Genomic DNA, 26,732 nt, shown 5'->3' with positions numbered 1-26,732 from the left:
AACGAGGTGACTCAGCACCGAATGACTTTCATCATCGTAATTCAGTTGGCCAACGGTCAAATACCTACCGGTGGTTGCGCCCAAAGCGTTAAGTGTGTTAAGTGGTAACAAATCACTGAGGTCCCGATACGTGGGGCTTCCGGCGGGAACCACCGTCGCAGGGAACTGTGAATTGGCACCGCAGTCCAGGTAACGCGCCACGATATCGCTGGCCAGCACCCTCGTGGCATTTTTCGGGAGAGATTTAGGAGGCACGGGCACGCAGTGTGCCTATGGGCCGTCCCTCACGCCTCCCCGGGACCGACGTGGACGACCAGCTCGTCTGTCACGTCGATATCGACTGTTTTTACGCGGCCTGTGAACGGTTGCGCGAGCCAGCGCTCCGGGGGCAGCCGGTAATCGTCGGGATGGGCTACGAACCCGGAGAGGACATCGGCGCTGTCGCGACCGCCAGCTACGAGGCACGAGAGTACGGCGTCGAGAGTGCACAGGCCATCTCGACGGCACTCGACCGGTTGCCCAGAAAGCGGGAGGCAGCCAGACGGGACGACCTCGACGTCTCGGAGGCGGCCTTTTATCGCCCCGTCGATATGGAGTACTACGAGTCAGTGGCTGCGGATATCAAGGAGATTCTCCACGAGCGGGCGACGATTGTCCGCGAGGTGAGCATCGACGAGGCGTACCTCGACGTGACCGACGCGGCCGACTGGTCGACGGTCGAGACGTTCGCGACAGAGCTCAAAGACGAGATTGCAACCGCGGTCGGCGTGACAGCGAGTGTCGGTGTCGCGCCGACGATGAGCGCGGCTAAAGTAGCCAGCGACCACGACAAGCCGGACGGACTCGTGGTGGTTCGGCCCGGTGAGGTTGCTGACTTTTTCGCGCCGCTCGACATCGAATCAGTGCACGGGGTCGGGCCGGTGACGGCCGACAGACTCCGGGCCGAAGGTATCGAAACTGCCGGGGACCTCGCGGATGCAGACCCGTCGGCACTGGAAGACTGGTTTGGCGAGCGAGGCCGGCGTATCTATCGCTTCTCCCGAGGGGAAGACGACCGGTCAGTCGAGCCACGCGGCCAGCCAAAGAGCCTCTCGCGAGAGTCAGCATTCGCCGAAGCGACCGCCGACCCCGAGCGCCAGCACGACCGGCTCCAGTCGCTTGCAGGTGCCGTTGCGAGACGGGCACGCAGCCGCGACGTGCTCTACCAGACCATCAGCATCAAGGTGGTTACGCCACCCTACGACATCCAGACGCGTGCCCAAAGTCTCCCGGGGCCCGTCGCGGACGAGCGCCTCGTCGAGGAAGTCGCTCTGGAACTGTTCGAGGATTTCCGGGGCTCAGATGTCCGGAAGTTGGGCGTCAGGGTCGCGAACCTCTCGTTTACGGGAGAGAGCCAATCGAAGCTCGGCGAGTGGGCGGACGAAAGCGACGGCGACTCGAACGTTAGCACGCGCCCGGAACACCGCCGTTCGGGTCAACGCACGCTCACTGACTTCGAGTGAAACTGAGCCAAGGGTTTAAATGTGACAGTCGCTTTCGTCCTTCTAGAAGCAACGCATGTCTACTGATGATACATCTGACGGTGAGCCAAGCGAGGGGTCTGTCAACTCGGATGCCACGACCGGCGACGGGCACGGAGGCGACGACTCTGAACACGGGGACGAGTTAGTCGGGTCAGACGTCCGCGAGCGCCTCGGTGAAAGCGCCGACAAGGCAATCGACCAGTTCGACGAGGGGCTCATCGACCTGCTCGCCTGGATGCTGGAAACAGAAACGCGGGCACGAATCTACATCAGCCTGCGCTCTGCCCAAGAGCAGACCAGCGACGAAATCGCCGAGCGGACGGGACTGTATCCGAGTACGGTCCGAGAGGCACTGGCATCGCTGCACGAGGACGGTATCGTCACGCGAGACAAACGCCAGAATGCTGGTGCCGGCAACAATCCATACGAGTACAGTGCGATTCCGCCGAGTGACCTCGTCGGCGAGGTCGTCGACGACATCCAAGACCACCTGAATGCGGTGTTCAATCTCGACAACTACATGGACCGGACGGAATCCGCTGAGAACGACTCCGACCCAGTGACGATTACCGTTACCGAAGAGCGTGAAGACGAGACGACAGACGACTCGGCTACAGCGGACGGTTCTGGCACGACAGACGAGAACTCCGAGGACACAGACGACGAGTAGCGGTGCAGGCCGCTTCGTAGAAGCTAAACGTTACGGGATGCTGTGCAGTGGTATGAAGGTCGCGCTGGGCGGGACATTCGACCCGATTCACGACGGTCACCGGGCGCTGTTCGACCGTGCGTTCGAACTCGGGACTGTTACGGTTGGTCTCACGAGCGACGAACTTGCGCCTAAAACTCGTAGTGAGGACCGGCCGATTCGGGCGTTCGACCGTCGCAAAGCGTCTCTTCGGGCCGAACTCGAAGCCCGCGCCGACGAACACGACCGCGCGTTCGATATCCGAAAGTTAACTCAGCCGACGGGAATTGCTACCGACGAAGCGTTCGACGTACTCGTTGTCTCGCCGGAGACGAAAACGGGTGGCAAGCGAGTCAACGAGATACGCCGCCAGCACGGACTGGACCCGCTCCGGCTGGAGGTGGTGGATTTCGTCTACGCCGATGACGGCGAAATCATCACCTCGACACGCATCCTCCGCGGCGAAATCGACGAACACGGGCGCGTGACGCCGGACCGGGACGGCCAGATGAGCGCCGGAACAAACTGACTACCAGCCGGGCGGTTCTAGGCCGGCGGCTTCGAGCTGGTCTTTCCAGTGTTGTTGAACCGACAGCCGTGAGACGCCGACAGCGTCGGCGACGGACTGCTGGGACCGCTCGTCGCCGGCCACGAGTGCGCCGACATACAGCGAGGCCGCGAGTGTGGTCTGTTTCGACCGACTCTCGTCGGGGACTGTCGACAGGAAGACATCTCGGGCACGTGAGCGCGCTTCGGTCTCTAATTCGAGGCGGTCGGCCGCCACTTCGAGTTGGGCGAGCCAGTCGGCGTTGTCCCGTTCGTCACTGGCGCGGTACACACGAGCGTGTTAGCCACCATCGGTAATAAATATCGCCCCAGAGCGAAGCGTTCTTCATGATGGTGAGCAAAGTGGGGAGTGCGCGCGGGTAACCGAGCCAGGCCAAAGGTGCAGCGCTTAGGACGCTGTCCCGTAGGGGTCCGCCGGTTCAAATCCGGTCCCGCGCACTGAACAAAAACTGCGAGCGTAGCGAGCAGTTTGCAGTGAGGGAGCAGAACCGATTTGAACCCTATAAACCGAGCGAAGCGAGGTTTCATCCGGTTCAAATCCGGTCCCGCGCATGAGCGAACGAAGTGACCGAAAGGCAGTACCGATTTCCCACCTCAAAGACGAGCGGAGTTTTGGCGGTTAACTCTGGTCTCACACACCGACTAAGCGCGCTAATGGATAAATTACGTTAGAATAACAGAGCTAACTCCAAAGACGAACTCAGCCCGTGTCTTGGTCTTGGACTGGGGACGCGGTGGAACGAATCACCCCTGTCGTCGAGTAGTGCAGCGCAATTAATCGTCAGCCGGCGCAGCAGACCCGCCGGACTCGACGATGCTCTCGTTGTTCGCGACCCACCGCAACAGCAGGAATGCGAAGACGTACTTCGCGAGCACGTCGAGGCCGGAGTAGAGCCACGAGGTCGTGCCAACAGACTCGATGAGCGCTAGCCCTTCGACGCCGATGGCCCAGACAATTGGGTATCCGAGCCACAGGACAACAGTAAGCAGCCGCAGCGTGCCGAAGATGTCGTCCGTACCGGCGGCCTTGGCCTTCTGTGGCCAGGTCACGAGCAGCGCGTACAGTACAACGGCAAAGAAGGCACAGCTAACGGCATAAAACGCCCACCGAAGCTCTATCGATGCCGTCGTCTGAGCGGCGGCCAGCCCGGTGAGACACATGCCAATGTCAGCGCCGATGACCGCCAGCATGTCCGCCTTGTCGACTCTGGCGAGCCAACCGAGGGCAGCGAGGATGAGCGGCGTCGAGAACGCCCACGTCAGGTACCGACCCCACTGGCTGACAACCTCGTCCAGTGGATGCCCGGCCGGCATCTGGAGTGTCCCGATTGTGAGACCAGACAGCAGGCCGAGATAGCTCGAAATGGAGACGAGCGGTATGAACAGCGCCACGACCCAGATCATCCGAGACCGTTCACCGTGAACGGACTGCCCCATGTACGCGAACAGCAGTGCCGCTACCCCCGCCAACGCGACGTTGACCCACAGCGACGACGCGAGAAGCGAGTCACCCTCGATCACCTCCGCTACCTGTAGCGGGTACGTTACTCCAGAGTCTGTTAGCAGCGTCTGCATGTGCCATTGTATCATGACCGTTTATCAAATAGGGGTCATAACTAATAACTTTAATCTATAACAAATTATAATTATTGAAACACACTACTGCGGAATTTACCCGACGAGAGCAAAGCGAGAAACGCGTCGGGATTGTCGTGTCAGAGACAGTCGACGCAGGTAGGTACGGGATATCCCGACGGCGGCGTTTGCGGGACGTGTCTCCGCATCCGAAACGAGAGCGGCGGTTTATTTGTCTCCAGATGAACATTCACGGCATGAACCGCAGGCGTATACGGACTGTCGTGCTCGTCGCAGTCGGCCTCGCAGTGCTCGTTGCGATGGCTGGCTGTTCGATGACAGTCCCATTCGGTGACGACACCGACGACAGTGGCCCAGCGACGCCGGACGGGACCGAAACCCCGTCTCCTGAAGCCGAGAGTCCGTCCCCGTCAGCGGGCGACCGCGACTCAGGCTCACAGACAGAGACTCCCGGCGGCGCTGACAGCGACTCCGGTCCTGACGACGGCGAATCGACGACAGAGAACGGCGACACCGCTGAGGCAACTGGCGAGGAGGAAACGACGGGGCCGATTAGCGACACAGGCCTGCCGGTAGACGAGAATCGAGTGTACAACCTGACCCGCGACCTGCTCGGCTCGGACGCTGACGCGCCGACAGTCAGCGTCGAGGAACTCAACTACAGGTCGGGCGAGACAGACCGGCCGTTTTTCGAGTATATGGGACTGACAAACGACACCGAGGGAGGGTCCACCGGGGCGGCTTCCGCGGCAGTGGCAGAAGGACCGAATTCTGTCGTCGTCAACGAAGACGTACTCGGGCAGTACGAAAATAACTCTGTCGACCGCTTCGGGTTGTTGTTGGCACACGAGTTCGCACACACGATTCAGATGGAGGAGGGTTGGTCGAGAGCCGAACTTGCCCGTAAGCTCGACCTTTCGACGAGCGAGTCGCTGATGCTGTATCGGTCGCTCGTCGAGGGCGGCGCCGTGTTTACGGCTGACCAGTACGCCGACGAGGAAGACCTGGAGCTGAGCCAGATAGCGCGCTTTGACCGGCAGTACGGGGCCGCTCCCGACGAGCAGGTCTATGCGTATGCGCCGTACCATCACGGCGGCCAATACTTCGATACGGTGCTCGACGCTGCCACCGGGCTCGGCGCTGTCTATACGGACGATACTCCGGCGAGTACGGAGGCGGTGTTACACCCTGAGTACAACGACACCGAGCCGAGTCGGGTCTCGTTCTCGGCGACGTCCAACCGTACCGGGTGGGAACGCCAGCGGTCCACTGACGACAGGCTCGGCTCACTCTTCGTCCACGTCGTCATGACCGCACATGCTGACAGAGCCGTGGCTGAGAAGGCCTCGAAGGGCTGGGCGAACGACAAGGTATTCGGGTTCGAGAACGGCAGCAACTCGGCTTTTGCCTGGGCGACACACTGGGACACGGCCGACGATGCCGACGAGTTCGCTGTGGCATTCAACCGAACGCTCACCAGTCGCACTGACGAGTCTGCCACAAACATCAGCGTCGCCCGTGCGGGCAACCGCTCGGTTGTGGTTCTCACTGGACCACGGACGTTTAGGAACGCAATCGCAATCGACGGTGAAAACGCGACCCTCGACATTACGCTTCAGGCAGACTCCGACGGGTCGGTCGACACGTGGGCGACAGACAGCCCGAGCCGCCAGACCGCGGTCACAGGCTGAGCGAGTCACGCCTCAGTAGCAGATAATGTGTTCATATCCCATTAGAGAGTGCTGCTAAATTCGAAGCGTTAGTGGCAATATCCCGAATAATATACTAATATATAGGAGTATTATAAATCCTCATCACAGTGAACAGACATCCAAGATTATGGAGTCGGTGAGAGAGAAAATCGCCGTGAGGAGCAACTACAAACTGAAATTCTCTCTGGCTTTACTGACTATTTTTCTGCTGACGGGAGTGGCGGGGGGTTACATCTATCTCACTGTCGACGAACAGATAACCAACGAGACACAGCACCAGCTCGTATCAACAGCAGAGGGAGAATCTGTCGAAGTGGGTAACTGGCTCGAGTTGACCGACCAACAGCTAGTCTCGTCGGCACGGACCACCGCGGTGCGGTCAGGTGAGACGTTCCAGATTGCAGACCTGCTCACTCGTATCTCGGAGCGAAACTCGATTACCGAAACCCACTTGGTCGACAGTGAGACTGGAGACGTTCTCGTCGGCACAGGCGGCGAGCAGACGATTACCACAGACCAGACACTCGTCGGCGACGCGCTCGCTCGCGTCCAACAGACAACAGGAAACAGCACCACCGGGGTGCAGTTTTCCAGGCCGTTCACGGCCGCCGATGGAGCGCCGCTGTTGTTGGCGACCAAACAGACCGAGAGCCGCGACGGTCGGGCGCTCGTGGCAGTCGTCGACCTGCGACAGCTTTCGGAACGACTGATTTCGGCAGGATACGAGCGAAGTGAGAACCAGACGATTAACGTACTCGGACGAGACGGGACGACGCTGCTGTCGAGCAACGAGTCAGCCATTCTGACAGAAGACCCGACCTGGGACGAGGCGACCTACAACGGCAGCGGCTACGGGACCTACGACGCCGGAAGCGAACTGGCAGTCGGATACGCCAGCCTCGACAGACAGCCCTGGGTGGTAACAGACCAGGTCGAGACCGACGAGGCATACGCGCTCAGGAGCAGTGTCGCGAACCGAATCCTCCTGCTGCTGGCGGTGTTACTCGTCGGGCTTGGCGCCTTCGGCCTGACTGTCGGCCGGGATACCGTGCGGACGGTTCGGGCGCTCGTCTCAGAGGCCGAAACACTCCGGTCAGGGACGCTAGACACCCCAATCGAAACCGACCGCGACGACGAATTCGGCGATATCTTCCGAGCGCTTGAACAGCTACGCGATTCGCTGGGAGAGAAAATCGAGGAAGTCGAGGCCGAGTTCGAACGCGCCGAAGCCGCACGCCAGAGCGCAGAGGCAGCACGGACTGAGGCTGAACAGGCACACAGTGAGGCCGAGGCCCTCAACGAGCATCTCGAGGAGAAAGCGACCTCGTTCAGCGCGACGATGGCACGTGCCGCGGACGGTGACCTGACCGAGCGGATGGAGACCGAAAGCGAGAACGAAGCGATGGCCGAGATTGCAGCGTCGTTCAACGAGATGATGGCCGAGTTAGAGACCACATTCGGCCAGATTCAGTCGTTCGCCGACGAGGTGGTTACGGCAAGCGAAGAGATGCACCGCAGTTCACAAGAGAGTCAGAACGCGGGCACACGAGTCGCAGAGTCGGTGCAGGCAATTTCTGCCGGCGCGGACTCGCAGTCACAGCGTCTCGTCACGGCAGCAGACGAGGTTCAGGAACTGTCGGCAGATATCGAACAGGCATCTGACCTGGCCGCTGATGCAACCGATATTTCTGAGGAGACGGCACAGAGAGGTCGTCACGGCAAGACGGCCGCGTCGGCGGCGATTACTGAGATGGAATCGATAGAGGCGAAATCGAACGAGACAGTCGGCGAGATGGAGCGCCTCGACGCTAAGGTAGACGAGATACAGGCGATAAGCGGGCTGATTTCGGACATCGCAGCGCAGACCAACACGCTCGCGCTGAACGCTTCGATTGAGGCGGCACGAGCAGGGGAAGACGGGGACGGATTCGCCGTCGTGGCCGAGGAAATCAAGACGCTTGCCGACGAAACCGCGGCGGCGACCGACGAAATTCAACTGCTCGTCAACGACGTACAGGACACGACCAACCGAGCGGTCGCAGAATGCAGGCGATGAACGAACAGGTCGTCACGGGGGCCACGACAGTCGAGGAGGCGCTCGCTGCTCTCGAAGAGATAGCTGAGAATGCCCAGCAAGTCAACGAACACATGCAGGACATCGACGCCTCGATGGACAGACAGGCTACGTCGGCGAACGCAGTCGCCGAAACCATCGGCGACGTTGCGACGGCGGCCGAGAAGGTGAGTGCTGAGTCAGATACCGTCTCCGGGGCCGCCCAGGAACAGACCGCAACGCTAGCCGATGCGGTCAAGCGAGCCGAGACACTCAGTGAAACCGCGACACACCTCCAGACAGAACTCGAGACGTTCACCATCGACGGTAACACAGCGTCGGTGTTTCAGGCCGACTCGACCGAGACGACCACGTCCTCAGCACTGGACGACTGACCGACTCGGGGCCAGGTCTTCCGTCCGAACGGACGTGGTTGGCCTCCCTGAACAACAGTGATGACAACGGATACGAACGTCAACGCAGCGACCGGGGGAAGATAACGACTATACGTATCGCATCTGACTGTGGAGGCAATGAGTGATTCCGAGCAGGAAGCGTCCGTCTCGGCCGAGGAGTCCGAGTACGGGGCGCCAGCGACGGGCAAGGTCCTGCCAGACAAGTTCTCCTCTGACGAGGTGTTTCAGCGCATCGTCGCAGATGCCGAACACGAGGTGACTTCGAACACCCGAGAACTGTTTTTCAGCGCGCTCGCTGCGGGGTTCGCAATCACGATTACCTATCTGCTCTATGCCTCGATGTCGGCGAAAGCCGATAGCAGTATCATAGCAGCACTGCTGTACCCGCTTGGTTTCATCTACATTATCATCGGTGGCTACCAGCTATACACGGAGAACACGCTGCCGCCAGTGGCGCTGACACTCGAACGGCTGAGTTCGGTCCCAGCGTTGTTCCGTCACTGGCTGGTCGTTCTCGCAGGGAACTTCGCGGGTGGCGCACTCGGTGCGCTCGCGCTTGCCCACGGCGGCGTCTTCGACGAGTCGACCAAGGCCGTCGCAATCGAAATCGCCGAAAAAGGCATGAAAACACCGGTCTGGGACCTCTTTTTCAAGGCGGCATTTGCTGGGCTCATCGTCGCCGGCGTCGTCTGGATGATATTCGCGGCGAGTGATACCATCTCGCGGTTGGCTATCGTCTATCTCGCCTTTCTGGCGATTCCACTCGGCAACCTGTTTCACGTCGTCGTCTCGTTTACCGAAGTCGTCTATCTGGTGTTGGTCACTGACCTCGCGGTCGGCGCCGGGATGACCCAGTTCGTCCTCCCTGTCCTCGTCGGCAACACACTCGGCGGCGTGTTGCTAGTCACAGTCGTCAACTACTATCAGACCAGCGAGCAGCGGCTGGAAATCGCCCGCTTCGAGAACGTCCGCCGGCTCACGACCCGAGAGTTACTGCTTGGCAACCTGGCCGGGCGGTCTTACGTCCCGCTGGTCGACACGCTCGAAGAGATTGCCAGAGACCCCGACTCCTATCGCATCCTGGTCCCGATTGCGAACCCACGAACAGAGCAACGCCTCGTCGAGTTCGCCGCCAAGATGGCCGGAACCCGCGAGAAAGGCTGTGTCCACGTCGTCCACGTCGTCCAGGCACCCAAGGACATCTCTGTCAGCGCCGACAGTCGACAGCACGACCGTATTGTCCGGGAATCAGAGCGGTTACTCGAAGACTTCGACCGCCTTGGGGAGCGCCACGACGTGCGCGTCGACACGTCGACAATTGTCTCGCCGCGCTCGTTCGTCGAGATTTTCGACCGCGCCCGGCGCACCAATCCGGACCTCGTCGTGATGGACTGGGACAGGGAGAAAGTCTGGAATTCGGCCCGTGCGGAGGGGTATCTCGACGAGTTGACCAACCGACTGCCCTGTGATTTCCTCGTGACGCGAGACCGGGGACTCGATGCCTCCCGGATTCTCATCCCGACAGCAGGCGGGCCAGACTCGGACCTGAGCGCACAGACCGCTGCGATACTCCAGCAGACCGACGGCGCCGAGGTGACGTTGCTCCACGTCGTCGACGGTCACGGCAAACGCGAGGCTGGCGAACAGTTCCTCCGCGAGTGGGCCAGCGACCACGAACTCGACGACGCGACACTCGTCGTCGACGACGGCGGCGACATCGAGGAGGCAATCGTCAGCGAAGCTGACGACGCGACGATGGTCCTCATCGGTGCGACCGAGCGTGGACTGCTCTCGCGGTTGGTGACAGACTCGCTTCACCTCGACATCGTCGACGACGTCGACAGTTCCGTGCTGTTGGCCGAACGACCCTCGAATCGTGGCCTCCGCGAACGGCTGTTTGGGAGAGGGAGACGGCGAAAGTAACGGCCGCGCACTACTCGTGTCGGAGTGCTTCTATCGGGTCGACTTTGGCGGCCCGCCAGGCGGGGTAGATGCCCGAGAGGATACCGACACCGAGGCCGACGACGACAGCGATGACGACCCAGTCTGTCGGGTACGCCATCGGCCAGCCGATGAGTGTCACTCCCAGATACCCCACGCCGATGCCGACGACCACCCCGAGGAACGCGCCGACCGCCCCGAGGATGCTGGACTCGATGAGGAACAGCTGGATGATGTCACGCTTGCGCGCACCGACAGCTTTCATGATACCGATTTCACGCGTTCGCTCGGTGACACTCACAATCATGATGTTCGCGATGCCGATGGAGCCAACGACCAGTGAGATTCCCGCGATACCGCCGATGAAGACGGTTAGCTGGTCGATGACGCTCGTAATCTGGTCGACAGCGTCGTCGATGGTCTGGACCTGAATATCCTGGTCGTCTTGTTTCAGCTGTGCCGCGTCGGATTCGGTATCAAAATACTCCGTGGCACGCTTTTTTACGTCGTCGACGACCGAGGCGTCCTCGGCACCGATAATTAGCGAGCTGTATGCCTTCTCTTCGGTCCCTCTGGGCGTCTCGATTGTCGTGTTGTAGTGGTGTTCAAGCGAGAGGTAGACCGCCGCGTTCGGCCCAGTTCCGAAGCCCCCCTCGACAATACCAGTCACCGTGAACTCCTCGGCCGCTCCGTCGTCGAAGTTGACGCGTATCTGGTCACCCACAGACGCCTGGCCGTCGGTCATGTTGACCAGCGACTGCGTAAGGAGTGCCTCGTCGGCACTCTCGAACATCTTGCCTTCGATCAGGTCCTCGGAATTGTACTGGTCGGGAGAGACTGCCTGTACGCCGAATCCGCCGGTCTGGCGTGTGTCCCCAATAGAGAACTGGCTAGCACGAAGGTTCGCTTCCGGTCCGACGAAGTCGACCCCGTCTATGGCTTCGAGGTTCTCCACGTCAGTTTCGGTGTAAATCGGAGCAGTGACGAACTGGAAGCTACCAGTACCGACCTGTTGTGTGTTGACCCACATCCCCGGTTCGCCGTCATCTTCCTCGAAGTCCTGGACGATGTTCTGCTCGAAGGCACCGCCCAGCACCATGAACACGATGACTGCCGCGATACCGATGATGACACCGACGGCGGTCAGCGTAGAGCGGAGTTTGTGGCCGGTGATAGCCCGCCAGGAGATGCGCAGGCTCTCGGTCAGTTTCATGCCGAGTCACCTCCCAGGTCTTCGATTTCTTCTATCTGGCCGTCGACTAGGTGGACGATACGGTCGGCGTGTTCGGCGATGTGGCGCTCGTGAGTGACCATCAGGATAGTGCGGCCTTCCTCGTGGAGTTCTTCGAAGAGGTCCATGATTGTACTGCCCGTCTCCGTGTCGAGGTTCCCGGTTGGCTCGTCGGCGAGCAAGACGGAGGGTTCGTTGACGAGTGCGCGGGCGATAGCGACGCGCTGGCGCTGGCCGCCGGACAGTTCTGGCGGCGTGTGGTCCAAGCGGTCGCCCAGCCCGACGCGGGTCAACAGCGTTTCGGCCCGCTCGCGGCGGCCCTCGTCGACGACGGTCTGGAACACCATCGGCAGCGTCACGTTCTCTGCGGCAGTCAGCCGCGGCAGGAGATTGAACTGCTGGAAGATGAATCCCAACTCCGCGCCGCGCAAGCGAGCCCGTTTCCCATCCGGCAGGGCACCTACGTCTTGGCCGTTGACCGTCACCGTCCCCTCGTCGGGCGTATCCAGACAGCCAATCATGTTCATCAACGTCGACTTCCCGGAGCCGCTGGGCCCCATCACTGCAGTGAACGACCCCTCTGGCAGTGAAAGCGACACGCCATCTAACGCATCCACTGGCTCACCCAGGTAATACGTCCGTCGCACCGACTCCAGCGAAACCACCGCCTCCTCCGGTGAGGCCCCGTTCTGTCGTTGAGACTGTGTACTGGTCATTCGTAGTACACTCCAATCTCGGACATCGTTATCTGACTGGCGGTCTCGACTGTCGATTCTCTACCAGCGCGCTGCGGACTCACTGGGGAGAGGGTCGTGTCGCCCCTCGCAAGGAGAGCGAAGCGTTGCTGAATCTGTGTACTGTTCCGTTCTCGTTGCATGCGTTACTTGGAGGAATTACCCGCATTCACCTTGCAACGATTGCTAGCTATGAAGACTCGGCTGCCGGCTTACCTCTAGCAGTACAGACACGACCAAATCGTCGCCGGGTGGCTGGAACCGTCAGTGGCTTATCCGTACTGGCGGTAGGCAGGAGTAGTGACGCCCGAAGTTACGCGGACAGAGTCAGAGGGTATCGATTACGGCTGGGTTATGCAGGTGACGTTTATTACGAGCATCGTAGTCGGGGTGCCCGCCGTGATGCTGCTCTCGACGTTCGCGACGCTCGAGACGTGGCCAGAGCGCGCCCAGTTCGCGGCGGGCATCGGCGCTGTCATCTGGTTTATCGTCGCAGTCAGCGTCTATTTCTACGCTCGCCACAAGCAGACCGAGGACTAATCCGCGCGGGCGTCGAGGTAGTCCTCGACGTACTGGAACGCGACACCGGCGCGGTCAGCCGTAATTTCGTCTCGCTCGCTGTCCCCGATAAAGAGTGCCTCAGAAGGTGACCCAGACAGCAGGTCGACAGTTCGGAGGAGCGGCTCCGGGTCCGGCTTTTTCGACGAAACCGTGTCGCGGCCGACGACGGCGCCGACGTGAGCAGCCAGGTCGTGTGTTTCGAGCGCGAGTCTGCAGGCGTCCTCACAGTTGAGCGAACAGACGCCCGTCGGAACATCGTGTGGGAGCGCGCTCGCAGCATCGAGCAGCGTCGACGTTCGAGCACCGTCCCGCTCGTGGGCGGCCAGTTCCCGCTCGACGACCGCCGCGAATCCTTCGTCGGTGCCGCGTTCGAGTAGCTTCCAGAGCGTCTGGCCGTCGGCATCGATACCCCGCTCGCGAAGCGCCAGCGCCGTGTCAGCTCTGGCCTGGTCCCAGTCGACCCGCAGACGGACCAATGTGCCATCGAGGTCGTAGACAATCGTTTCGTACTCGTCGGTCAGCATACAGACACACTACTCTTCGACGAGCGTGATGTCGAGGAACTCTTCGAGCGCGCCGACCGTGCTACCGCCGACACCGGCCTGCGTGGCACGGCCTTGTTCGAGCGCGAGGAGGTCGCCGTCGTCGATACCTATCTCGGCCGCGAGCTCTTCGAGCTGATAGCCGGCCTCCTGCCGGGCGGAGGTGACGACTTCGTCGTACCCCGAGACGAGATAGGGAAGCTGGTCGTCATCGTAGTCGGCGCCGCCTTCCCAGTGTGACGAATCCTGCTTGGCGGCGTCGTGCATCTTCGCCATGTTCTTGGCGGCGCGTTTGTCGCGGCTCTCGCGGCTGTCGTCCTCGGTGTTGGTGGTGTTGTCGTCGTGTTGGGCGCAACTGCCACAGACTTCCAGTTGAGCACCAGCGACGTTGGCTGTCTGCAACTCTACGTCCGACGCACCACAGAGCTCACAGCTTCCGGAAGAGTTCCCTCCGCTGCTACCGGTCGAATATTTGGCCATGCGGACGCTAGATGACTGTCCCTATTTAAGCCTTCTATGCACAGTTTTCGCGGCCAGCAGACACCAAACGTAGTTTCCGACCGAAAAAGAGCAGTCCTGTGTGACATAATCGGTTGAAGCGACACCGGTTCCGTCGCCGCGTCGCGTGTAACCGAGTCACATCGCGGGTCGTAAACGAAAGTGCTTTTATTCACCCACGGAGAAGATGTGATGCAGAGCGTGGGTAGCCAAGCCAGGCCAACGGCGCAGCGTTGAGGGCGCTGTCCTGTAGAGGTCCGCCGGTTCGAATCCGGTCCCACGCATCTTCTATCACTGGACGTGACGACGAGACACATCGCGGCCGGTGTGGTTCGTCGATTCTGCTATCAAAATCAATAATCGAGCCAAGGATTTAATATAGTGTCGCACTCACTGACATTTAGGCACCGTTCTGGTGCCAACCCCCCTACCACCCCACCCAACCCCACCCAGTCTTCTGGGTTTTTCAGTACTGTGTTGCGAGTTCCCGAGCGCGCGCTCTGATTGCCGGTGCGTCGACGGTCGTGTGTCCCTGGTCGTAGACCACGCGTCCGTCGACCATCGTGAACTCGACGTCGTCGCCGTGGGCCGCGAAGACGAGATGTGACAGCGGGTCGTGGACAGGTGTCGCCCGCGAGGACTCGGTTGAGAGGCCGATTACGTCGGCTTTCCAGCCGGGTTCGAGCTTCCCGACTCGGTCGAACCCTGCTGCCTGTGCGCCGTTTGTCGTGGCCATCTCGAAGACGTTGCGTGCGGGCAGCGCGGTCGGCTCTAACGCGTCGACTTTCGCCAACAGACTCGCCTGTCGCATCTCGGTGAACGCATCGAGCGTGTTGTTACAGGGCGGTCCATCGTTACCGAGCGCGACGGTAATCCCTCGCTCTCGGTACTCGTCGATAGGCGCGACACCGCTTGCGAGTTTCATGTTCGCCGACGGGCAGTGGACGACGTTCGTATCGGTCTCGGCAAGCAGGTCCCGCTCGTGTTCGTTGGTCCAGATGCAGTGTGCCAGTACCACGTCCGGCCCAGTCAGACCGACCTCGTGGAGCCATTCGATGTTCTCTTTGCCTGTCTTCTCGCGAACCCGCTCGCACTCACTCTCGTTCTCGCTCGCATGCGTGTGCAAGCGCACGCCCTCGTACTGGTCCGCTAGGTCTCGCGCCCCGCGGAGGCAGTCCTCGGTGCAGGTGACGGCGAATCTGGGCGTGACGGCGTACCTGATGCGGTCGTCGAACGCGCCGTGATACTTCTCGATGAGCCGTTCGGACTCACGCAGTCCTGCCTCCGTCTCTTCGAGCAGTCCGTCGGGAGAGTCTGTGTCCATCAGCACTTTCCCGAGTACGCCGCGAATTCCCACCGAACCCGCCGCCTCGAAGGCCTGTTCTGCGTGGGTGACGGTGAGGTGGTCGATGACGGTGGTGGTGCCGCTCTCGATACACTCCAGATATCCGAGCGTCGCCGCGACGCTCATCGCCTCGGCGTCCATCTCGGCCTCCATCGGAAGCACGTGGTCGAACAGCCAGTCAAGCAGTTCCTCGTCGTCGGCGATACCGCGGCCGAGGCTCTGGACGCTGTGAATGTGTGCTCCCACGAGACCGGGGGCCACGATATCGAACGCCCGGCGCTCGTGGTCGGGATACCGCTCTGTGGCCTCGTGATGTGGGCCAACGAAGACAATTTCATCCTCGATAGTAACGACAGCACCGTCCTCGATAACCGTAGTAGAGTCTGCAACGAGTGTTCCAGCGAGTAACATCAATTGAACTACGACAGCGAGCATGTAGTAGTTAAGGGTCTAACTCCAGCCGAGAGCGTAGTCGCGCGACCTCCCCGCTGAGTTCACGGACGTGCTCGCGGTCTAACACACCGCGCTCGGTGACGAGGGCGTCGTAACAGTCGGGGGCCACCGCCTCGAACGTCGGGTTGTGACACTCTGCTATCGTGGCTTCGGCCAGTGCTCCGGTTCTCGGTTCCGGGTCGAAGGAATCGCTGGCGCTGATTTTATCTCTCGCCGTGGCGACGACCACTCGCACGCCGTGGTGAGCCGCCCCGGCTGCTGCCCCGAACGTGCCGACCTTGTTGACGACCCGGCCGTCGGCGAGCACTGCATCTGCACCAACGAGTAACAGGTCGGCACCCCACTCGCCGAGTTGGTTCGGAAATGCCGCGTCACTCGTCAGCGTCGTCGACACGCTGTCTGCGAGCGCATCTGCGACGGCGGTCCCCTCACCGCCGGGCCTGGATTCGGCGACGAGCACCGCGCTGGGTTCGCCCACAGAGAGCGCAGCGCGGACCGTCCCAGAGCGAGAGAGCGTCGCGACGCGTTTGTCTGTGACCTCGGTGGCCGCGGCCGCCGCTGCCTCGTCGTCTGCAGACAGCGCACGGCCGATAGCGGCGTGTGCGGCGTCGGCGACTGCATCGAGCGTCCGGTGTTGCGGGGCATCGAGTGCGCGACAGACCCGGTTCGCCAGTGCAGTCATCGTCGGCCGTGCGGTCACGAGGTCAGCTGTGACGGATTCGATAGCGGCAAACCCGCGTCCCGCGTCGGCGAGGATTGCGGCCTCGTCTCTGAGTACCCCGAGCGCGCGCACGGACAGCGCTGTCGAGCCGTGTGTCGCGTCGGTGGCGATCGTCTCGACAGTCGGTCTGATACGGTCGTACCCGCGCCACAGGACGGAGTTATCGAGTAACGCAGTCGGTGGGACTGGCGTCCCCTCGGTCGGTCTCTTGTCACACTCGTACAGGAACGGATACGCTTGGACAGGACCCTGTGGCTCGTTCTCAGCCACCCCCGGTACTGGCGCTGTCGTCTCGATGGGGTCGCCGTCTCTGACCTGCTCGACAGTCGCCGGCTCCAGCCCGTGCTCGCGAAGTGTGTGGGTCGCCATCTCAGCGGGCGTCTCTCCCCGTGTGCCGACGGGCACGGTGGGACAGTCGCCTCGCTCCCGGACGAAGAGTTCGCCCTCGTGGCGGAGATAGACGAGCGCGACCGGCGTGGCGTCCATACCGACGGCAGGTGCCGGGGCCTGAAGAACCCTACCGCTGGCGTTCGACGACGAAAAAGGCGAGACTCTGTAGGTACTCGACTGTCTCCTGGTCGTCGACCTGTGCTGCTTCGAGGGCGTCGAGTGCCTGTTCGGCCTCTGTGCGCGCTCGCTCGTTTGCCTCCTCTGGGGAGAGGCCGGTCACTTCGACGATAGAAGGTCGTTCCTTGACAGAGTCGTGCTGGGTCGGCTTGCCGAGCGTCTCGGCGTCGGCAGTCGCGTCGAGTACGTCGTCGCGAATCTGGAAGGCGACGCCGACACGTTCGGCGTACTGGCCGAATGCCTCGACCGTGTAGGGGTCTGCGTCGGCCGCGATAGCGCCGAGTTCTGCGGAGGCCCGAAACAGCGCACCCGTCTTCCGACGGGCCAACTGCATGTAGGCCGATTCGGCATCGGGCTTGTTTGCAAGCTCTGTCGCTTCGCCTTCTCCCAGTTCGGCCATGGCCTCGGTGACAGCCTGCATGGCCTCGGGTTCGCTGGTAAACAGTGCGAGCGCTTCGCCGATGAGTCCGTTCGATGCGATGATAGCACCCGGGTGACCGTAGGCCGCCCACGCCGAGTCAGTTCCCCGGCGGAGTTCCGACTCGTCGATGATGTCGTCGATGACGAGGGAAGCGCCGTGAACGAGCTCGATGCCGGCGGCGAAGTCCATCGCCACCTCGACATCACCGCCGAGCACTTCACAGACCAGCAGCGTCACGTTTGGCCTGACGCGCTTCCCACCCGAGAAGACGACGTGTTCGACCTGGTCGCGGAGTTCGGGTGGCTCCACCGCCGAGAGGACCGATTCCAGCCGCGCGTCGATGCGGTCCTGATGGCGGGTCAAGTTCTCCATTACCGCCTCGTTGGGCATACGTCCTCAAGTACGTGACGAAGGGTGTGTGTTGTAGTCGGCGGTTTTTTACGGCTGTAACAGCTATATAGGGAAGACTTCTATGTATGGAAACTCCCCGATTGGAGACGAGTCGACGGCGGAGGAGCTGACCCCACAGCAGCGCCAGAATCTACGTGAGGGACTCTCACGTGTCGCCTCGCGAACGCGTGAACTGCTGCCCGGCGAGTTCGTCGTCGGTTCCGAAATCGTCCCGAGCACGAGCGGGCCGCGGGCGACTGTCGCCGTCCAGCCGCCCGTCGGCCGCGTCGTGAGTGCGGATTACTCTCCCGAGGGTGACGTCGATATCTCCCCCGAGGAACGCGACGACATCGCGACCGGGCTCGCCGCCAGTGCGGCGCTTCAGGTCAAAGACGCGATGAGCGACGACGACGAGCCGACGGCGAAGTAATAGTTATCTGATATCCCGTAGCGGTGTCGATGGTTCTCGACCGATGCGGTCAGAATTCGTCTACCACCGAGACTGTTGTCGCTCTGTGAGATTATTTCTTAGCTATGTAAGAGTATAAATACTTTTATCGAATACAAACAGCATATATTACATGAGCCGACGGCGATTCCTCAGTTTGGCCGGTGCAAGTCTGGCTAGCGCCGTGAGCGGTTGCCTATCTGGGTTTGGTGACAGTCACCAAGAAATAGCTGATTGGCACGACCTGCACAGAGTCCGTGATAATCGAGACAGAACATACGTCCTGACGGCAAATCTCGATGCGACGACCGACGGATACGATTCACATGTCGGTTCAGCCGCTGGTGGATGGGACCCAATCGGCACCCGGAACGAGTTGTTCACTGGCACAGTCGACGGGCAGGGACGGACAATCACTGACCTTGTCATTGACCGACCAGAGCAAGACAACGTCGGACTGTTCGCTAACAATGCGGGCTCGATAGAACAACTTACGTTTCAGAATGCGAAGATAACTGGCGCATCAAGCGTGGGTGTCGTCGCTGGCCGGAATAGAGGCGAATTGACGGTTTCACTGTCTGAACCCGAGGTTACTGGCGAATCTGGTGTCGGGACAGGGACTGGGGTAAACGAAGACGGAACAATGACCGGACACGCCCGGGATGTTCTAATTCAAGGCGAAACAGATGTTGGTGGATTCGTTGGGCGAAATTACTCCGCCCAGATTGAGCGCGCATGGACAACCGGGACCGTCACAGGAGAGTCTAATGTCGGCGGTATCGTCGGCATAAATACCGATGAGAGTCTCGTTTCGCAGTCGTACGCAGGAACAGCGGTGTCTGGACAGGTGAGAACTGGTGGGCTGGTCGGACACAACGGCGTGGACGGGAAGGTTAGTGACGTACATGCGTGTGGCGAAGTGAGCGGTGAGTCATCAGTCGGAGGATTGGTAGGCAAGAATCGCGGCTTCGGAGATATCGAAAACGGATTCGTCTACTCTCGAGTCAGTGGAACACGAAAAAGTGGAGTTGTTGCCGGACATAACGTGAGTGGCGGACGGATTCAGCACATTTATTGGCAGAGTGCAGAGGCGGATATCGATACCGGGGTTGGCGTTAACGATGGAACGGCAACAGTACAAGAACTGGACACGGACATAGAGAATACAGCGGAGGAGATGGAGGAGTTAGACTTCGAGGGGGTCTGGACGGTTGATGAGTCCTCACAGTACCCGTCTCTTCAGTGGCAGACTGGCAAGGATGCGTGCCACGCCTCTAGAACCGAGACAGCGCACTGAATCTGGTACGACGTTCGCGAAACCGAGAGGGGGAAGGTATACGGTCCCCCGTTCGTTACTTCGGACCGATGATAGCGGCACAGGACCTGCGCAAAGAGTACGGCGAGTTCGTCGCCGTCGAAGGAAGTACGTTCTCCGTCGAGGAGGGTGAAGTCTTCGGCATCGTCGGGCCAAACGGTGCCGGGAAGACCACGACGTTGAAGATGCTCGCTGGACTGCTCGACCCGACGGCCGGCACCGCGCAGGTCGCTGGCTACGACACGAGCGAGACCGAGATGCGCAAACACCTCGGCTTTCTGCCCGAGGAGTCACCCCTGTACGAGGAGATGACCGCGACCTCGTATCTGCGGTTTTTCGCCGACCTCTACGACGTGCCCGACGGCGTGGCCGAGACACGGATTACGGAGACACTCGACAAGCTCGACCTCGAACACCGCGAGCGCCAGCTCGGCGACATGTCCAAAGGGATGAAGCGAAAGGTCGCAATCACGCGCTCGCTGGTCAACGACCCGGACGTGCTGATATACGACGAGCCGGCGAGCGGCCTCGACCCGCTGACGACGAACTACATCATCCAGTTCACAGAAGAACTCGCAGCGGAGGGGAAGACAATCGTCTTCAGCGCACACAACCTCTTTCACGTCGAGTCTATCTGTGACCGTGTGGCGATTATGAACGACGGCGAAATCGTCGCCCGAGGCGACCTCGACGAACTCCAGCAGGCACACGGCGAGACCACCTATCACGTCTATACCACCGTCGAGGTGGCCGACAGCGTGCGAGAAAACGGCAGATACCGGCGGACCGTCGAATCGATGTCTGAAGTCGAGGAGACGCGCACGCTCGCCCAGGAGGCAGACGGCGAGGTCGTCGACATCCGGACCGAAGAGTCGAGTCTCGAAGAGGTGTTCCTGAACGTCGCCGACCCCGGCTCGCGCTCGGAGGGCTGAACGTGCGGCCACGAAAGCTCCTCCGCATCGCCCGGTGGGAAGTGACAAAAAACGCCGGCGGCATCGACCGCCGGACCGTCGGCATCGCGCTGGTCGCGCTGGCGCTGTTCGGGCTCGTCGTTCCGTTCATCATAAGTGGCGATACCGGTCTCGACGACGGTCTCTACCGTGTATCGGTCGACGAGGAAAGTCCCTACTACGATGTGGTCGATTCAGAGGGTGCGTTCGTCATCCGCGAGGGTGGAGAGAGGGCAGTCAGTCGAAGTGAGGTAGAGTTGTACATCGGCGACGGCGAGATAGTGTACGCCGAGTCACGGAAGGGAATCGCCGCCTACGGACAGCTACAGAGCGCAGTCAGCCGCTACAACAACAGACAGCTACGACAGGAGCTGAACCAGACCGCAGCGTTTCCCGTCTCGGTCGTGCTGGAGTACCGCCAGCAGAGTGCACTTGGCGACGGGCTTCGCCTCGGTGGCGACTCCGGCGGAACAGACGACTCGGACGACGAGGACGGCTCGACCGGTCAGACAGACGGTTCCGATGGCGGCGAGAGTGGGGAGAGTGACGGGAGTGAGGCGGGTGACACATCTACCGACCAACCGGACGACGGCGAACCGGACGGACCTGCCACCGACCGCGAGACGACGACCGATACAGGGGGGTCGGGCGGCCCGATTGGTGGGTTCGGTGCCTCGTTCACAGAGGACTCTATCTCGGGGTCACCGTCGGACATCAATCCGCCGTTTCCGTTCCAGTCGCTCGTGCTCGCGTTTCTGGTCATCATTCCGATGAACTTCCTCATTCAGGCCTACGGCAGCACAATTCTCTCCGAACGGACGAACCGCCGCGGCGAGTTGCTTCTGGTGTCACCGGTCAGCCGGTTCGACATCATCGGTGGGAAGACACTACCCTACTTCGTGGGTGGAATGGCCGTCGAAGTAGCCATCATCGCCGGGCTGTTTGTGCTCGTCAACGGGCAACTGGGCGGCCCTGTCTCCGTACTCGCGGTGATGCCACTCGTCTTGCTCTTTCTCGGGGCGACATTCCTGGGTGCGATGTTCGCCCGGTCGTTCAAAGAACTGACCTTCGTGACCGTCACAATCACCGTCACGCTGACCAGCTACGCGTTCGTGCCTGCCATTTTCACTGACGTGGGCGCGGTTGCACTCATCTCGCCACTCACGCTGCTCGTCCGCGAACTACAGGGAGAGGCAATTAGCCTCGCGGAATTCGTCTTCTCGACGACGCCGCCGCTGCTGTGTGCTGGCGTCTTCTTCGGACTCGGTGCCGGCCTCTACCGCGAGGAGGACATGTTCGACCAGCGCTCGCTCCGAGGGCGCGTCCTCGACGCACTCGTCGGGCCGATTCCGGTGCGGGGGAAACCCGGCGGATTCACGGCCCGCCTGAACGGACTGCTGCCTGTCGACGTGACACCGCTCCGGCAGTACCTGGCAGTCGGTGGCCTCACAGCCGCGCTCATCCCGTTCGTGTTCGTCGTCCAGTTACTGGCTATCGCCCTGCTCTTTGCGCTCGGCGAGATTTCAGTCGTCCTCATCCTCGTGGTCGTGGCCGTCGTCGAAGAACTGGCAAAGAGCCTACACATCTACGCCGGTTACACGCACCGGCGGTTCGCGTCGGGCCGTCGCCGAGCCGTGTTACTCGGCGTCGCAAGCGGGGTCGGGTTCTTCCTCGGCGAGAAGATTGCACTACTCGCCCAGCTTGTCGGCTTGCCCGACCTCGCTGTCGGTGAGGCGGGTCTCCAGGGCGGTATCATTCCCGGCCCGCCGGTTCTGACGGTTCTGTTGTTCCTGCTTGCACCGCTTGCGTTACACGTGGTGACTGCCGGCATCTCGGCGGTCGGAGCCAGCCGGAGCAAGCGGGCGTACGTCGTGGCGGTCGGGACCGCCATGCTGGTTCATCTGGCGTATAACCTAACGGTGGTGGTCAGCGTTGTTTGACCACCCTCGGTGGACGATTACGAAACGCGAACTGGGGTCGCTCAGCCGCGAGAAGACCATCGTCCTCGCGATCTGTATCCAACTGTTTATCGCCGCCTTCTCGTCGTTTCTGGTCGTCGGGCTCACCTCGCTGTACGACCCCGGTTCGGTCGACGGCGGGGCCGACATCGAGGTCGGCGTCCCCGGCGATGTCGAAGAGAATCTGATTCGGGCAGGCCAGGAGGTCGATGGTGTCACTATCCGCCGGGTCGCCTCGAACGACGACGCGCTCGAATTATTCGAACGGGGACAGCTCGATGCCGTCGTTTCGACGGCCAGTTCACCCGTCGGCGGCGGGACACAGGTACAGGTCGAGGCAGTCGTTCCGGCCGAAGACCTGCGGACGACAGTAATCGTCGTCAGTGTTCGCGAGCTACTGTCGGAACTGGAGCGTCTGGAGCGCGTCGAGCGTGTCGACTACCTCGACGAGGCGCCGGTTCAAATTCCAGAGGACGTGGGGTCAAGTTCGTACTTCGGGTTCACCTACACGATCCTGTTGCCGCTGTTGTTGTTCCTGCCGGCGTTTATCAGCGGCTCTATCGTCGTCGACTCGATTACCGAGGAGATAGAACAGGGGACACTCGAACTGCTCCGGGTGTCGCCGCTATCGCTGGTCGATATCGTCGACGGCAAGGCCGCCGGGATGGTTGCAATCGCTCCGATTCAGGCCGGCCTCTGGATGGTGCTGTTGCGTCTCAACGGGACCGGTATCGAGAACGTCGGTGTGTTGCTAGTGTTCGTGGCCGCCATGACACTGATTACGGTCGTCGTCGGGACGATGCTTGGGCTACTGACCGGTCAGCGCCGGCAGGCACAGTTGTTGTACTCGCTGCTTGCGGTCCTCCTCTTTGGCGGGACAATCGCCTTGCCGGAACATCCCGCGAGTACGGTCGCCTTGCTTGCCGTCGACAGCGCGACAGGCACGACGCTGGCACACGTCGCCGGATTCACTGTACTGGGGATTGGGCTGTATGCCTGTGTCCGGTGGTACGTGGGACGTGTCGATGTCGAATCTCTCTAGTCGACCCGTAGCGTCGCGGTGAGGGTCGCGCCCTCGGCAAGGGCCTCCACGAGGTCACGGTCGATATCCGCAGCCGCCTTGTCCGCGTCGATTGCGACGGTCCGCTCGTCGACGTACTCGCTCGTCCGGACGACCATGCTCCGGTCGCTCTCGAACGTTAGCTCCGGGTGGCCACTGGCCTCGATGCTGTCTGTGTGCTGGTTCGCCTCCAGCGTTATCCTAATCGAGGCCTCGCCGTCCTGGCAGGCGTGAATATACGCCTCGTCAAACGAGGCGGGAACCGTGTCAGCCTCGATACCGACGATACAGTCTCCCGCCGGGGTGAGGTAGTCGTCGCTCGTCAGTTCGAACGTACTTTCATGCGCCGCCGACACGTTGTCGTGGCCGGTCGCTTCCACGACCGTCCTCAGGGTTTCGACCATGGCTGTGGCTGTGGGTGAGAGCGGCAATAATCAGTCGATTCGAGCCGACCTGCCTACAGCAGGGAGCCGACGCCGATGGCGATTGTCGAGCCGACCATCAGAACGACGAAGAAGATAGCAATCCACTGTTCTGAGTCCATACACGAATGGAGTCTGTCCCGCAAGTTAGGTGTTTCGCTAGCGATACACTCAACAGCCAGCGGACCAAATCGCGTGGTATGGGTTCCCGTTCGGCGACACCGGTGTTCGAACTGGTAATGCTGTTTGTCGTCGTGTACGCTCTCCAGATGGTGTCGGCGCTTGCGGACCTCGTCGGCGAGTTGTTCGTGTTGCAGCCTCCGATTCAGGAGAACCCCTGGACGGTGGTCACGAGCGTCTTCGCACACGCCGACCTCGGACATCTGGTTTCGAACGCGGTCGCACTGGCGGTTATCGGGCTTCCGGTGGCAGTGTTCACTACCCGGGCTCGATTTCACGCGTTTTTCGTCGTCGCTGGGGCTGTCGCCGGCGTCTCACAAATTGTATTGAGTGATGTTGTCACCGTGATACCGGGCATCGGCGTGACTGCCTCGCCAGGTGTCGTGGGTGCAAGTGGGGGTGTCTTCGCGTTGCTCGGCTATCTGCTTGCGGGTAACCGGGTCGCGGCGACACTCGGTTCGGCCGTCAATCTACCCGATTGGCTGACATACTCCGTGTTTTTCGCGCTCGCGGGGATGGTGACCCTCGCAACAGCAGCACCGGGTGTGGCACTGATTGCACACTTTACCGGCCTCCTCGTCGGCCTCGTCGCGGGCCGGGTACACCTGCTCGATCCGAGTCGTCGGTAGGGGCCACCAGCTTCAAAACCCCCGGGGACGAATCGGCCGCAAGTGATGTCTGACGGGATTCGAGCGACTGTCTCCTTTGCCGACCCCGGCACCTGCCCGATAGCGAACGCCTCTCGCTCGACAGAGGGCCCTATCGAGCAGGTCTCGACGAGCGTGGCCCTTCCTGACAGTGATGGAAGCGTCTCTGAGTTTATGGCCGATAGCGACCTCGACGACGTTCCCCGCGTCGAACCGGTATTCTCGTACGGGGAGGCAACGCTGTACCGTGTTAGCCACGACGGGTCGGCCGACTGTCCGTGCGAGACGCTGGGAGAGTTCGATTGTCCCGTTCACCGATACGTCGCCGAGGACGGCACGCTGACGCTCGTGTTCCACGCGCCGGAGTTCGAGACCCTGCAGGGCATCATGGACACCTTCCGCGAGGAGTATCCCCCCGTCGACGTCCAGCGATTGCTCCAGCCGCCACTCGAAGGGTCGCCCGAAGACCGGGTGTTCGTCAACCGCGGGAGACTGACGAACCGACAACGGGAGGTTCTCAGGGTCGCCTTCGAGATGGGATATTTCAGGCGGCCGAAGGGCGCAAATGCGACTGAAATCGCCGACGCGCTGGGCATCGCACAGTCGACGTTCACCGAACATCTGGTCGCCGCCCAGCGAAAACTGTTGACCGATATCCTCGATTGAGGCAGGGGACGGACCAACGGAAATTAAGGGACTGGCCTTCTATCCACGAGTACGAGACAATGTCACTTGCGAAGGAAACAGAAATGGGGAGAGACGAAATCGACGAGTTCGTCGCCAGCCGCGAAACTGGCGTTCTCACCCTCGCCCGCGAGAACGAACCCTATTCGATTCCGATTTCGTACGGCTACGACGCCGACACCGGTACATTCTACATGCGCCTGGTCTCCACAGCCGAGAGCGAAAAGCGAGAGTTCCTCGACTCCGCGCCGTCGATTCGACTCGTCATCTACGATGAGGAAGACGACCGCGAGACCTACAGAAGTATCGTCGCCAAAGGGACGCTTCAGGAACTCGACCCCGCAGACCTCTCGGTCGAACAGATAGAGCAGTACGGCGAGGCGAAACGGCCGCTGTTCGAAATCTGGGGACACGGTCGGGACGAACTCGATATCAAACTCTACGAACTGCAACCGGCCGAGATAGCAGGGCGTCGGACAGAAATCGACCGCGACGCGTTCTAATCTACGAAGCTTTGCTCGGTGACCGAGCTGGCACAGACCGGACAGCCGTTCGAGAGAATCGCCCGCTTCATCTCCGGATTGACCGATATCTCCTGAGCACAGGCCGGACAGGTGAATACACACTCGTCTATCGACCCTTCTGACTCGTCTCGACCCGGGCACCCTTCAGACATATCTCTCGTTGTTGGCATCTACCACCAGAGACGGGAATGTATCGGCCCCGGATATAGAGGGATATTAAAAAGAGGGTCCTCGGTGTGGCCGAGGGCACCGGTATCAACTATCCGTAAGGAACATGCAACAGGCCGTTGACAGGCCAACTATGGACGACGAGCTGTCACTACAGGAGACTTCACTTACCGAGCGAATCGTATTACTGGCCATCGTCGCGGCCGAGAGGCGTGACGAAACGCCGGTCGCTTCTGTCGATATCCGGTCGCATTGTCTCGAACTAGTCGAGGAGGCAGAGACCGAGCAGGTGAGCACGCCGGGGGAGTCAGACATCATGCGCGCACTGAGTGTTCTCGGGACCGAGCCCTACGTCGACGAGCGACAGCACGAACATTCACCCACAGGGAAAGGCCGGCCACAGTACGGGTTGTCAGC

At 61.1% G+C, this 26,732-nt stretch carries 28 protein-coding genes and 2 tRNA genes; 19 read left to right on the top strand and 11 right to left on the bottom strand.

Going from position 1 to position 26,732, the window contains the following annotated elements; all coding sequences use genetic code 11:
• The first annotated feature begins 272 nt into the window (after positions 1–272).
• From dinB to BLR34_RS07250, 3 genes are read left to right on the top strand one after another with little or no spacing between them, the layout of a single operon-like run.
• Complete coding sequence (gene dinB / locus BLR34_RS07260) at positions 273–1,502, top strand: DNA polymerase IV (RefSeq protein WP_092701344.1); 1,230 nt, start codon at positions 273–275, stop codon at positions 1,500–1,502.
• Positions 1,503–1,557: 55 nt separating this feature from the next.
• Positions 1,558–2,193: a helix-turn-helix domain-containing protein gene (locus tag BLR34_RS07255; protein ID WP_092701341.1), complete on the top strand. Its 636-nt coding sequence runs from the start codon at positions 1,558–1,560 to the stop codon at positions 2,191–2,193.
• A gap of 52 nt (positions 2,194–2,245) precedes the next feature.
• The gene (locus tag BLR34_RS07250; RefSeq protein ID WP_092701338.1) at positions 2,246–2,740 is read left to right on the top strand and encodes a phosphopantetheine adenylyltransferase; all 495 of its coding nucleotides are present in this window, start codon (positions 2,246–2,248) and stop codon (positions 2,738–2,740) included.
• Here the strand turns inward: BLR34_RS07250 and BLR34_RS07245 are convergent, their stop codons facing one another.
• Entirely contained in the window at positions 2,741–3,049 is a 309-nt protein-coding gene (locus tag BLR34_RS07245; RefSeq protein ID WP_092701335.1) for a transcription initiation factor IIB family protein, read from the bottom strand.
• 82 nt (positions 3,050–3,131) lie between these two features.
• Between BLR34_RS07245 and BLR34_RS07240 the strand changes: the two genes are divergently transcribed.
• Positions 3,132–3,216: transfer RNA gene (locus BLR34_RS07240), tRNA-Leu, on the top strand.
• Positions 3,217–3,552: 336 nt separating this feature from the next.
• Here BLR34_RS07240 and BLR34_RS07235 read toward each other — a convergent pair.
• The gene (locus BLR34_RS07235) at positions 3,553–4,353 is read right to left on the bottom strand and encodes a bacteriorhodopsin (protein WP_092701332.1); all 801 of its coding nucleotides are present in this window, start codon (positions 4,351–4,353) and stop codon (positions 3,553–3,555) included.
• A 257-nt stretch (positions 4,354–4,610) separates the two neighbouring features.
• On the opposite strand from BLR34_RS07235, the gene BLR34_RS07230 reads away from it, so the two are divergent.
• The 4 genes from BLR34_RS07230 to BLR34_RS07215 all read left to right on the top strand — a co-directional run bounded on the left by BLR34_RS07230 (position 4,611) and on the right by BLR34_RS07215 (position 10,478).
• Positions 4,611–6,065 (top strand): hypothetical protein, encoded by a 1,455-nt coding sequence (locus BLR34_RS07230; RefSeq protein WP_092701328.1) that lies wholly within the window; start codon positions 4,611–4,613, stop codon positions 6,063–6,065.
• A 238-nt stretch (positions 6,066–6,303) separates the two neighbouring features.
• A complete protein-coding gene (locus BLR34_RS07225) occupies positions 6,304–8,142 on the top strand; it encodes a methyl-accepting chemotaxis protein (protein WP_176765264.1) in 1,839 nt (612 codons plus the stop codon).
• Positions 8,130–8,534, top strand: a complete 405-nt coding sequence (locus tag BLR34_RS07220; RefSeq protein ID WP_092701321.1) for a methyl-accepting chemotaxis domain-containing protein — start codon at positions 8,130–8,132, stop codon at positions 8,532–8,534. Before BLR34_RS07225 ends, BLR34_RS07220 begins: the two co-directional genes overlap by 13 nt.
• Before the next feature lie 138 nt (positions 8,535–8,672).
• Positions 8,673–10,478: a formate/nitrite transporter family protein gene (locus BLR34_RS07215; RefSeq protein WP_092701318.1), complete on the top strand. Its 1,806-nt coding sequence runs from the start codon at positions 8,673–8,675 to the stop codon at positions 10,476–10,478.
• 10 nt (positions 10,479–10,488) lie between these two features.
• On the opposite strand, the gene BLR34_RS07210 is transcribed toward BLR34_RS07215, so the two are convergent.
• Both BLR34_RS07210 and BLR34_RS07205 read right to left on the bottom strand, forming a co-directional pair.
• Positions 10,489–11,709, bottom strand: a complete 1,221-nt coding sequence (locus BLR34_RS07210; RefSeq protein ID WP_092701315.1) for an ABC transporter permease — start codon at positions 11,707–11,709, stop codon at positions 10,489–10,491.
• The gene (locus BLR34_RS07205; protein WP_092701312.1) at positions 11,706–12,443 is read right to left on the bottom strand and encodes an ABC transporter ATP-binding protein; all 738 of its coding nucleotides are present in this window, start codon (positions 12,441–12,443) and stop codon (positions 11,706–11,708) included. Before BLR34_RS07205 ends, BLR34_RS07210 begins: the two co-directional genes overlap by 4 nt.
• Before the next feature lie 318 nt (positions 12,444–12,761).
• Here BLR34_RS07205 and BLR34_RS07200 point away from each other — a divergent pair, with 318 nt between their 5' ends.
• Positions 12,762–13,001: a DUF5822 domain-containing protein gene (locus BLR34_RS07200; protein WP_368086077.1), complete on the top strand. Its 240-nt coding sequence runs from the start codon at positions 12,762–12,764 to the stop codon at positions 12,999–13,001.
• On the opposite strand, the gene BLR34_RS07195 is transcribed toward BLR34_RS07200, so the two are convergent.
• Together BLR34_RS07195 and BLR34_RS07190 are read right to left on the bottom strand one after the other, a co-directional pair.
• A complete protein-coding gene (locus BLR34_RS07195) occupies positions 12,998–13,546 on the bottom strand; it encodes an HAD family hydrolase (RefSeq protein ID WP_092701309.1) in 549 nt (182 codons plus the stop codon). The genes BLR34_RS07200 and BLR34_RS07195 overlap by 4 nt on opposite strands.
• A 9-nt stretch (positions 13,547–13,555) precedes the next feature.
• Positions 13,556–14,044 carry a helix-turn-helix domain-containing protein gene (locus BLR34_RS07190; protein WP_092701306.1) on the bottom strand — a complete coding sequence of 163 codons (489 nt, stop codon included), beginning with the start codon at positions 14,042–14,044 and terminating at the stop codon, positions 13,556–13,558.
• Positions 14,045–14,261: 217 nt separating this feature from the next.
• Here BLR34_RS07190 and BLR34_RS07185 point away from each other — a divergent pair.
• Positions 14,262–14,346 (top strand) — tRNA-Leu (locus tag BLR34_RS07185).
• 182 nt (positions 14,347–14,528) lie between these two features.
• Here the strand turns inward: BLR34_RS07185 and BLR34_RS07180 are convergent.
• Genes BLR34_RS07180 through BLR34_RS07170 form a run of 3 tightly spaced genes read right to left on the bottom strand, consistent with a single transcriptional unit; the run spans position 14,529 to position 17,941 of the window.
• Positions 14,529–15,818, bottom strand: a complete 1,290-nt coding sequence (locus BLR34_RS07180; protein ID WP_092701303.1) for a 5'-deoxyadenosine deaminase — start codon at positions 15,816–15,818, stop codon at positions 14,529–14,531.
• A 31-nt stretch (positions 15,819–15,849) separates the two neighbouring features.
• Positions 15,850–17,067, bottom strand: a complete 1,218-nt coding sequence (locus tag BLR34_RS07175; protein WP_092701300.1) for an eIF2B alpha/beta/delta subunit family protein — start codon at positions 17,065–17,067, stop codon at positions 15,850–15,852.
• A 31-nt stretch (positions 17,068–17,098) separates the two neighbouring features.
• Positions 17,099–17,941 carry a polyprenyl synthetase family protein gene (locus BLR34_RS07170; protein WP_092701297.1) on the bottom strand — a complete coding sequence of 281 codons (843 nt, stop codon included), beginning with the start codon at positions 17,939–17,941 and terminating at the stop codon, positions 17,099–17,101.
• Between the two features lie 100 nt (positions 17,942–18,041).
• Between BLR34_RS07170 and BLR34_RS07165 the strand changes: the two genes are divergently transcribed.
• The 5 genes from BLR34_RS07165 to BLR34_RS07145 all read left to right on the top strand — a co-directional run bounded on the left by BLR34_RS07165 (position 18,042) and on the right by BLR34_RS07145 (position 23,672).
• A complete protein-coding gene (locus BLR34_RS07165) occupies positions 18,042–18,389 on the top strand; it encodes a DUF5811 family protein (protein WP_092701295.1) in 348 nt (115 codons plus the stop codon).
• A 151-nt stretch (positions 18,390–18,540) separates the two neighbouring features.
• Positions 18,541–19,704: a hypothetical protein gene (locus BLR34_RS07160; protein WP_092701292.1), complete on the top strand. Its 1,164-nt coding sequence runs from the start codon at positions 18,541–18,543 to the stop codon at positions 19,702–19,704.
• Positions 19,705–19,772: 68 nt separating this feature from the next.
• The gene (locus tag BLR34_RS07155) at positions 19,773–20,654 is read left to right on the top strand and encodes an ABC transporter ATP-binding protein (protein ID WP_092701289.1); all 882 of its coding nucleotides are present in this window, start codon (positions 19,773–19,775) and stop codon (positions 20,652–20,654) included.
• 2 nt (positions 20,655–20,656) lie between these two features.
• Positions 20,657–22,612, top strand: coding sequence for an ABC transporter permease (locus BLR34_RS07150; RefSeq protein ID WP_092701286.1), 1,956 nt, complete (start codon positions 20,657–20,659; stop codon positions 22,610–22,612).
• Complete coding sequence (locus BLR34_RS07145; protein WP_245683192.1) at positions 22,605–23,672, top strand: ABC transporter permease; 1,068 nt, start codon at positions 22,605–22,607, stop codon at positions 23,670–23,672. Before BLR34_RS07150 ends, BLR34_RS07145 begins: the two co-directional genes overlap by 8 nt.
• Here BLR34_RS07145 and BLR34_RS07140 read toward each other — a convergent pair.
• Positions 23,669–24,094 carry a DUF371 domain-containing protein gene (locus BLR34_RS07140; RefSeq protein ID WP_245683191.1) on the bottom strand — a complete coding sequence of 142 codons (426 nt, stop codon included), beginning with the start codon at positions 24,092–24,094 and terminating at the stop codon, positions 23,669–23,671. The two genes, BLR34_RS07145 and BLR34_RS07140, sit on opposite strands and share 4 nt — an antisense overlap.
• 218 nt (positions 24,095–24,312) lie before the next feature.
• On the opposite strand from BLR34_RS07140, the gene BLR34_RS07135 reads away from it, so the two are divergent.
• From BLR34_RS07135 to BLR34_RS07125, 3 genes are read left to right on the top strand one after another with little or no spacing between them, the layout of a single operon-like run.
• Complete coding sequence (locus tag BLR34_RS07135) at positions 24,313–24,921, top strand: rhomboid family intramembrane serine protease (RefSeq protein WP_092701283.1); 609 nt, start codon at positions 24,313–24,315, stop codon at positions 24,919–24,921.
• Positions 24,922–24,966: 45 nt separating this feature from the next.
• Positions 24,967–25,605: a helix-turn-helix domain-containing protein gene (locus BLR34_RS07130; protein WP_092701280.1), complete on the top strand. Its 639-nt coding sequence runs from the start codon at positions 24,967–24,969 to the stop codon at positions 25,603–25,605.
• 59 nt (positions 25,606–25,664) lie between these two features.
• Positions 25,665–26,126, top strand: a complete 462-nt coding sequence (locus BLR34_RS07125; RefSeq protein ID WP_092701277.1) for a pyridoxamine 5'-phosphate oxidase family protein — start codon at positions 25,665–25,667, stop codon at positions 26,124–26,126.
• On the opposite strand, the gene BLR34_RS07120 is transcribed toward BLR34_RS07125, so the two are convergent.
• A complete protein-coding gene (locus BLR34_RS07120) occupies positions 26,123–26,299 on the bottom strand; it encodes a DUF7560 family zinc ribbon protein (protein ID WP_143414142.1) in 177 nt (58 codons plus the stop codon). The two genes, BLR34_RS07125 and BLR34_RS07120, sit on opposite strands and share 4 nt — an antisense overlap.
• Positions 26,300–26,448: 149 nt before the next feature.
• Here BLR34_RS07120 and BLR34_RS07115 point away from each other — a divergent pair.
• On the top strand, positions 26,449–26,732 hold a 284-nt coding region (locus BLR34_RS07115), incomplete at its 3' end, for a hypothetical protein (protein ID WP_092701810.1).

Origin of the sequence: Halovenus aranensis (genome assembly GCF_900100385.1) — an archaeon.
Classification (GTDB): domain Archaea; phylum Halobacteriota; class Halobacteria; order Halobacteriales; family Haloarculaceae; genus Halovenus; species Halovenus aranensis.
The sequence above is the reverse complement of the archived record's forward strand: the minus strand, read 5'-3'. Positions and strand labels throughout refer to the sequence as shown.

Bases quoted from the DNA above. Each gene is read 5' to 3' on its own strand.
- dinB (WP_092701344.1), top strand. From the start codon at position 273: ATGGGCCGTCCCTCACGCCTCCCCGGGACCGACGTGGACGACCAGCTC.
- BLR34_RS07255 (WP_092701341.1), top strand. From the start codon at position 1,558: ATGTCTACTGATGATACATCTGACGGTGAGCCAAGCGAGGGGTCTGTC.
- BLR34_RS07250 (WP_092701338.1), top strand. From the start codon at position 2,246: ATGAAGGTCGCGCTGGGCGGGACATTCGACCCGATTCACGACGGTCAC.
- BLR34_RS07235 (WP_092701332.1), bottom strand. From the start codon at position 4,353: ATGCAGACGCTGCTAACAGACTCTGGAGTAACGTACCCGCTACAGGTA.
- BLR34_RS07230 (WP_092701328.1), top strand. From the start codon at position 4,611: ATGAACCGCAGGCGTATACGGACTGTCGTGCTCGTCGCAGTCGGCCTC.
- BLR34_RS07220 (WP_092701321.1), top strand. From the start codon at position 8,130: ATGCAGGCGATGAACGAACAGGTCGTCACGGGGGCCACGACAGTCGAG.
- BLR34_RS07215 (WP_092701318.1), top strand. From the start codon at position 8,673: ATGAGTGATTCCGAGCAGGAAGCGTCCGTCTCGGCCGAGGAGTCCGAG.
- BLR34_RS07210 (WP_092701315.1), bottom strand. From the start codon at position 11,709: ATGAAACTGACCGAGAGCCTGCGCATCTCCTGGCGGGCTATCACCGGC.
- BLR34_RS07205 (WP_092701312.1), bottom strand. From the start codon at position 12,443: ATGACCAGTACACAGTCTCAACGACAGAACGGGGCCTCACCGGAGGAG.
- BLR34_RS07195 (WP_092701309.1), bottom strand. From the start codon at position 13,546: ATGCTGACCGACGAGTACGAAACGATTGTCTACGACCTCGATGGCACA.
- BLR34_RS07190 (WP_092701306.1), bottom strand. From the start codon at position 14,044: ATGGCCAAATATTCGACCGGTAGCAGCGGAGGGAACTCTTCCGGAAGC.
- BLR34_RS07180 (WP_092701303.1), bottom strand. From the start codon at position 15,818: ATGTTACTCGCTGGAACACTCGTTGCAGACTCTACTACGGTTATCGAG.
- BLR34_RS07175 (WP_092701300.1), bottom strand. From the start codon at position 17,067: ATGGACGCCACGCCGGTCGCGCTCGTCTATCTCCGCCACGAGGGCGAA.
- BLR34_RS07170 (WP_092701297.1), bottom strand. From the start codon at position 17,941: ATGGAGAACTTGACCCGCCATCAGGACCGCATCGACGCGCGGCTGGAA.
- BLR34_RS07165 (WP_092701295.1), top strand. From the start codon at position 18,042: ATGTATGGAAACTCCCCGATTGGAGACGAGTCGACGGCGGAGGAGCTG.
- BLR34_RS07160 (WP_092701292.1), top strand. From the start codon at position 18,541: ATGAGCCGACGGCGATTCCTCAGTTTGGCCGGTGCAAGTCTGGCTAGC.
- BLR34_RS07155 (WP_092701289.1), top strand. From the start codon at position 19,773: ATGATAGCGGCACAGGACCTGCGCAAAGAGTACGGCGAGTTCGTCGCC.
- BLR34_RS07140 (WP_245683191.1), bottom strand. From the start codon at position 24,094: ATGGTCGAAACCCTGAGGACGGTCGTGGAAGCGACCGGCCACGACAAC.
- BLR34_RS07135 (WP_092701283.1), top strand. From the start codon at position 24,313: ATGGGTTCCCGTTCGGCGACACCGGTGTTCGAACTGGTAATGCTGTTT.
- BLR34_RS07130 (WP_092701280.1), top strand. From the start codon at position 24,967: ATGTCTGACGGGATTCGAGCGACTGTCTCCTTTGCCGACCCCGGCACC.
- BLR34_RS07125 (WP_092701277.1), top strand. From the start codon at position 25,665: ATGTCACTTGCGAAGGAAACAGAAATGGGGAGAGACGAAATCGACGAG.
- BLR34_RS07120 (WP_143414142.1), bottom strand. From the start codon at position 26,299: ATGTCTGAAGGGTGCCCGGGTCGAGACGAGTCAGAAGGGTCGATAGAC.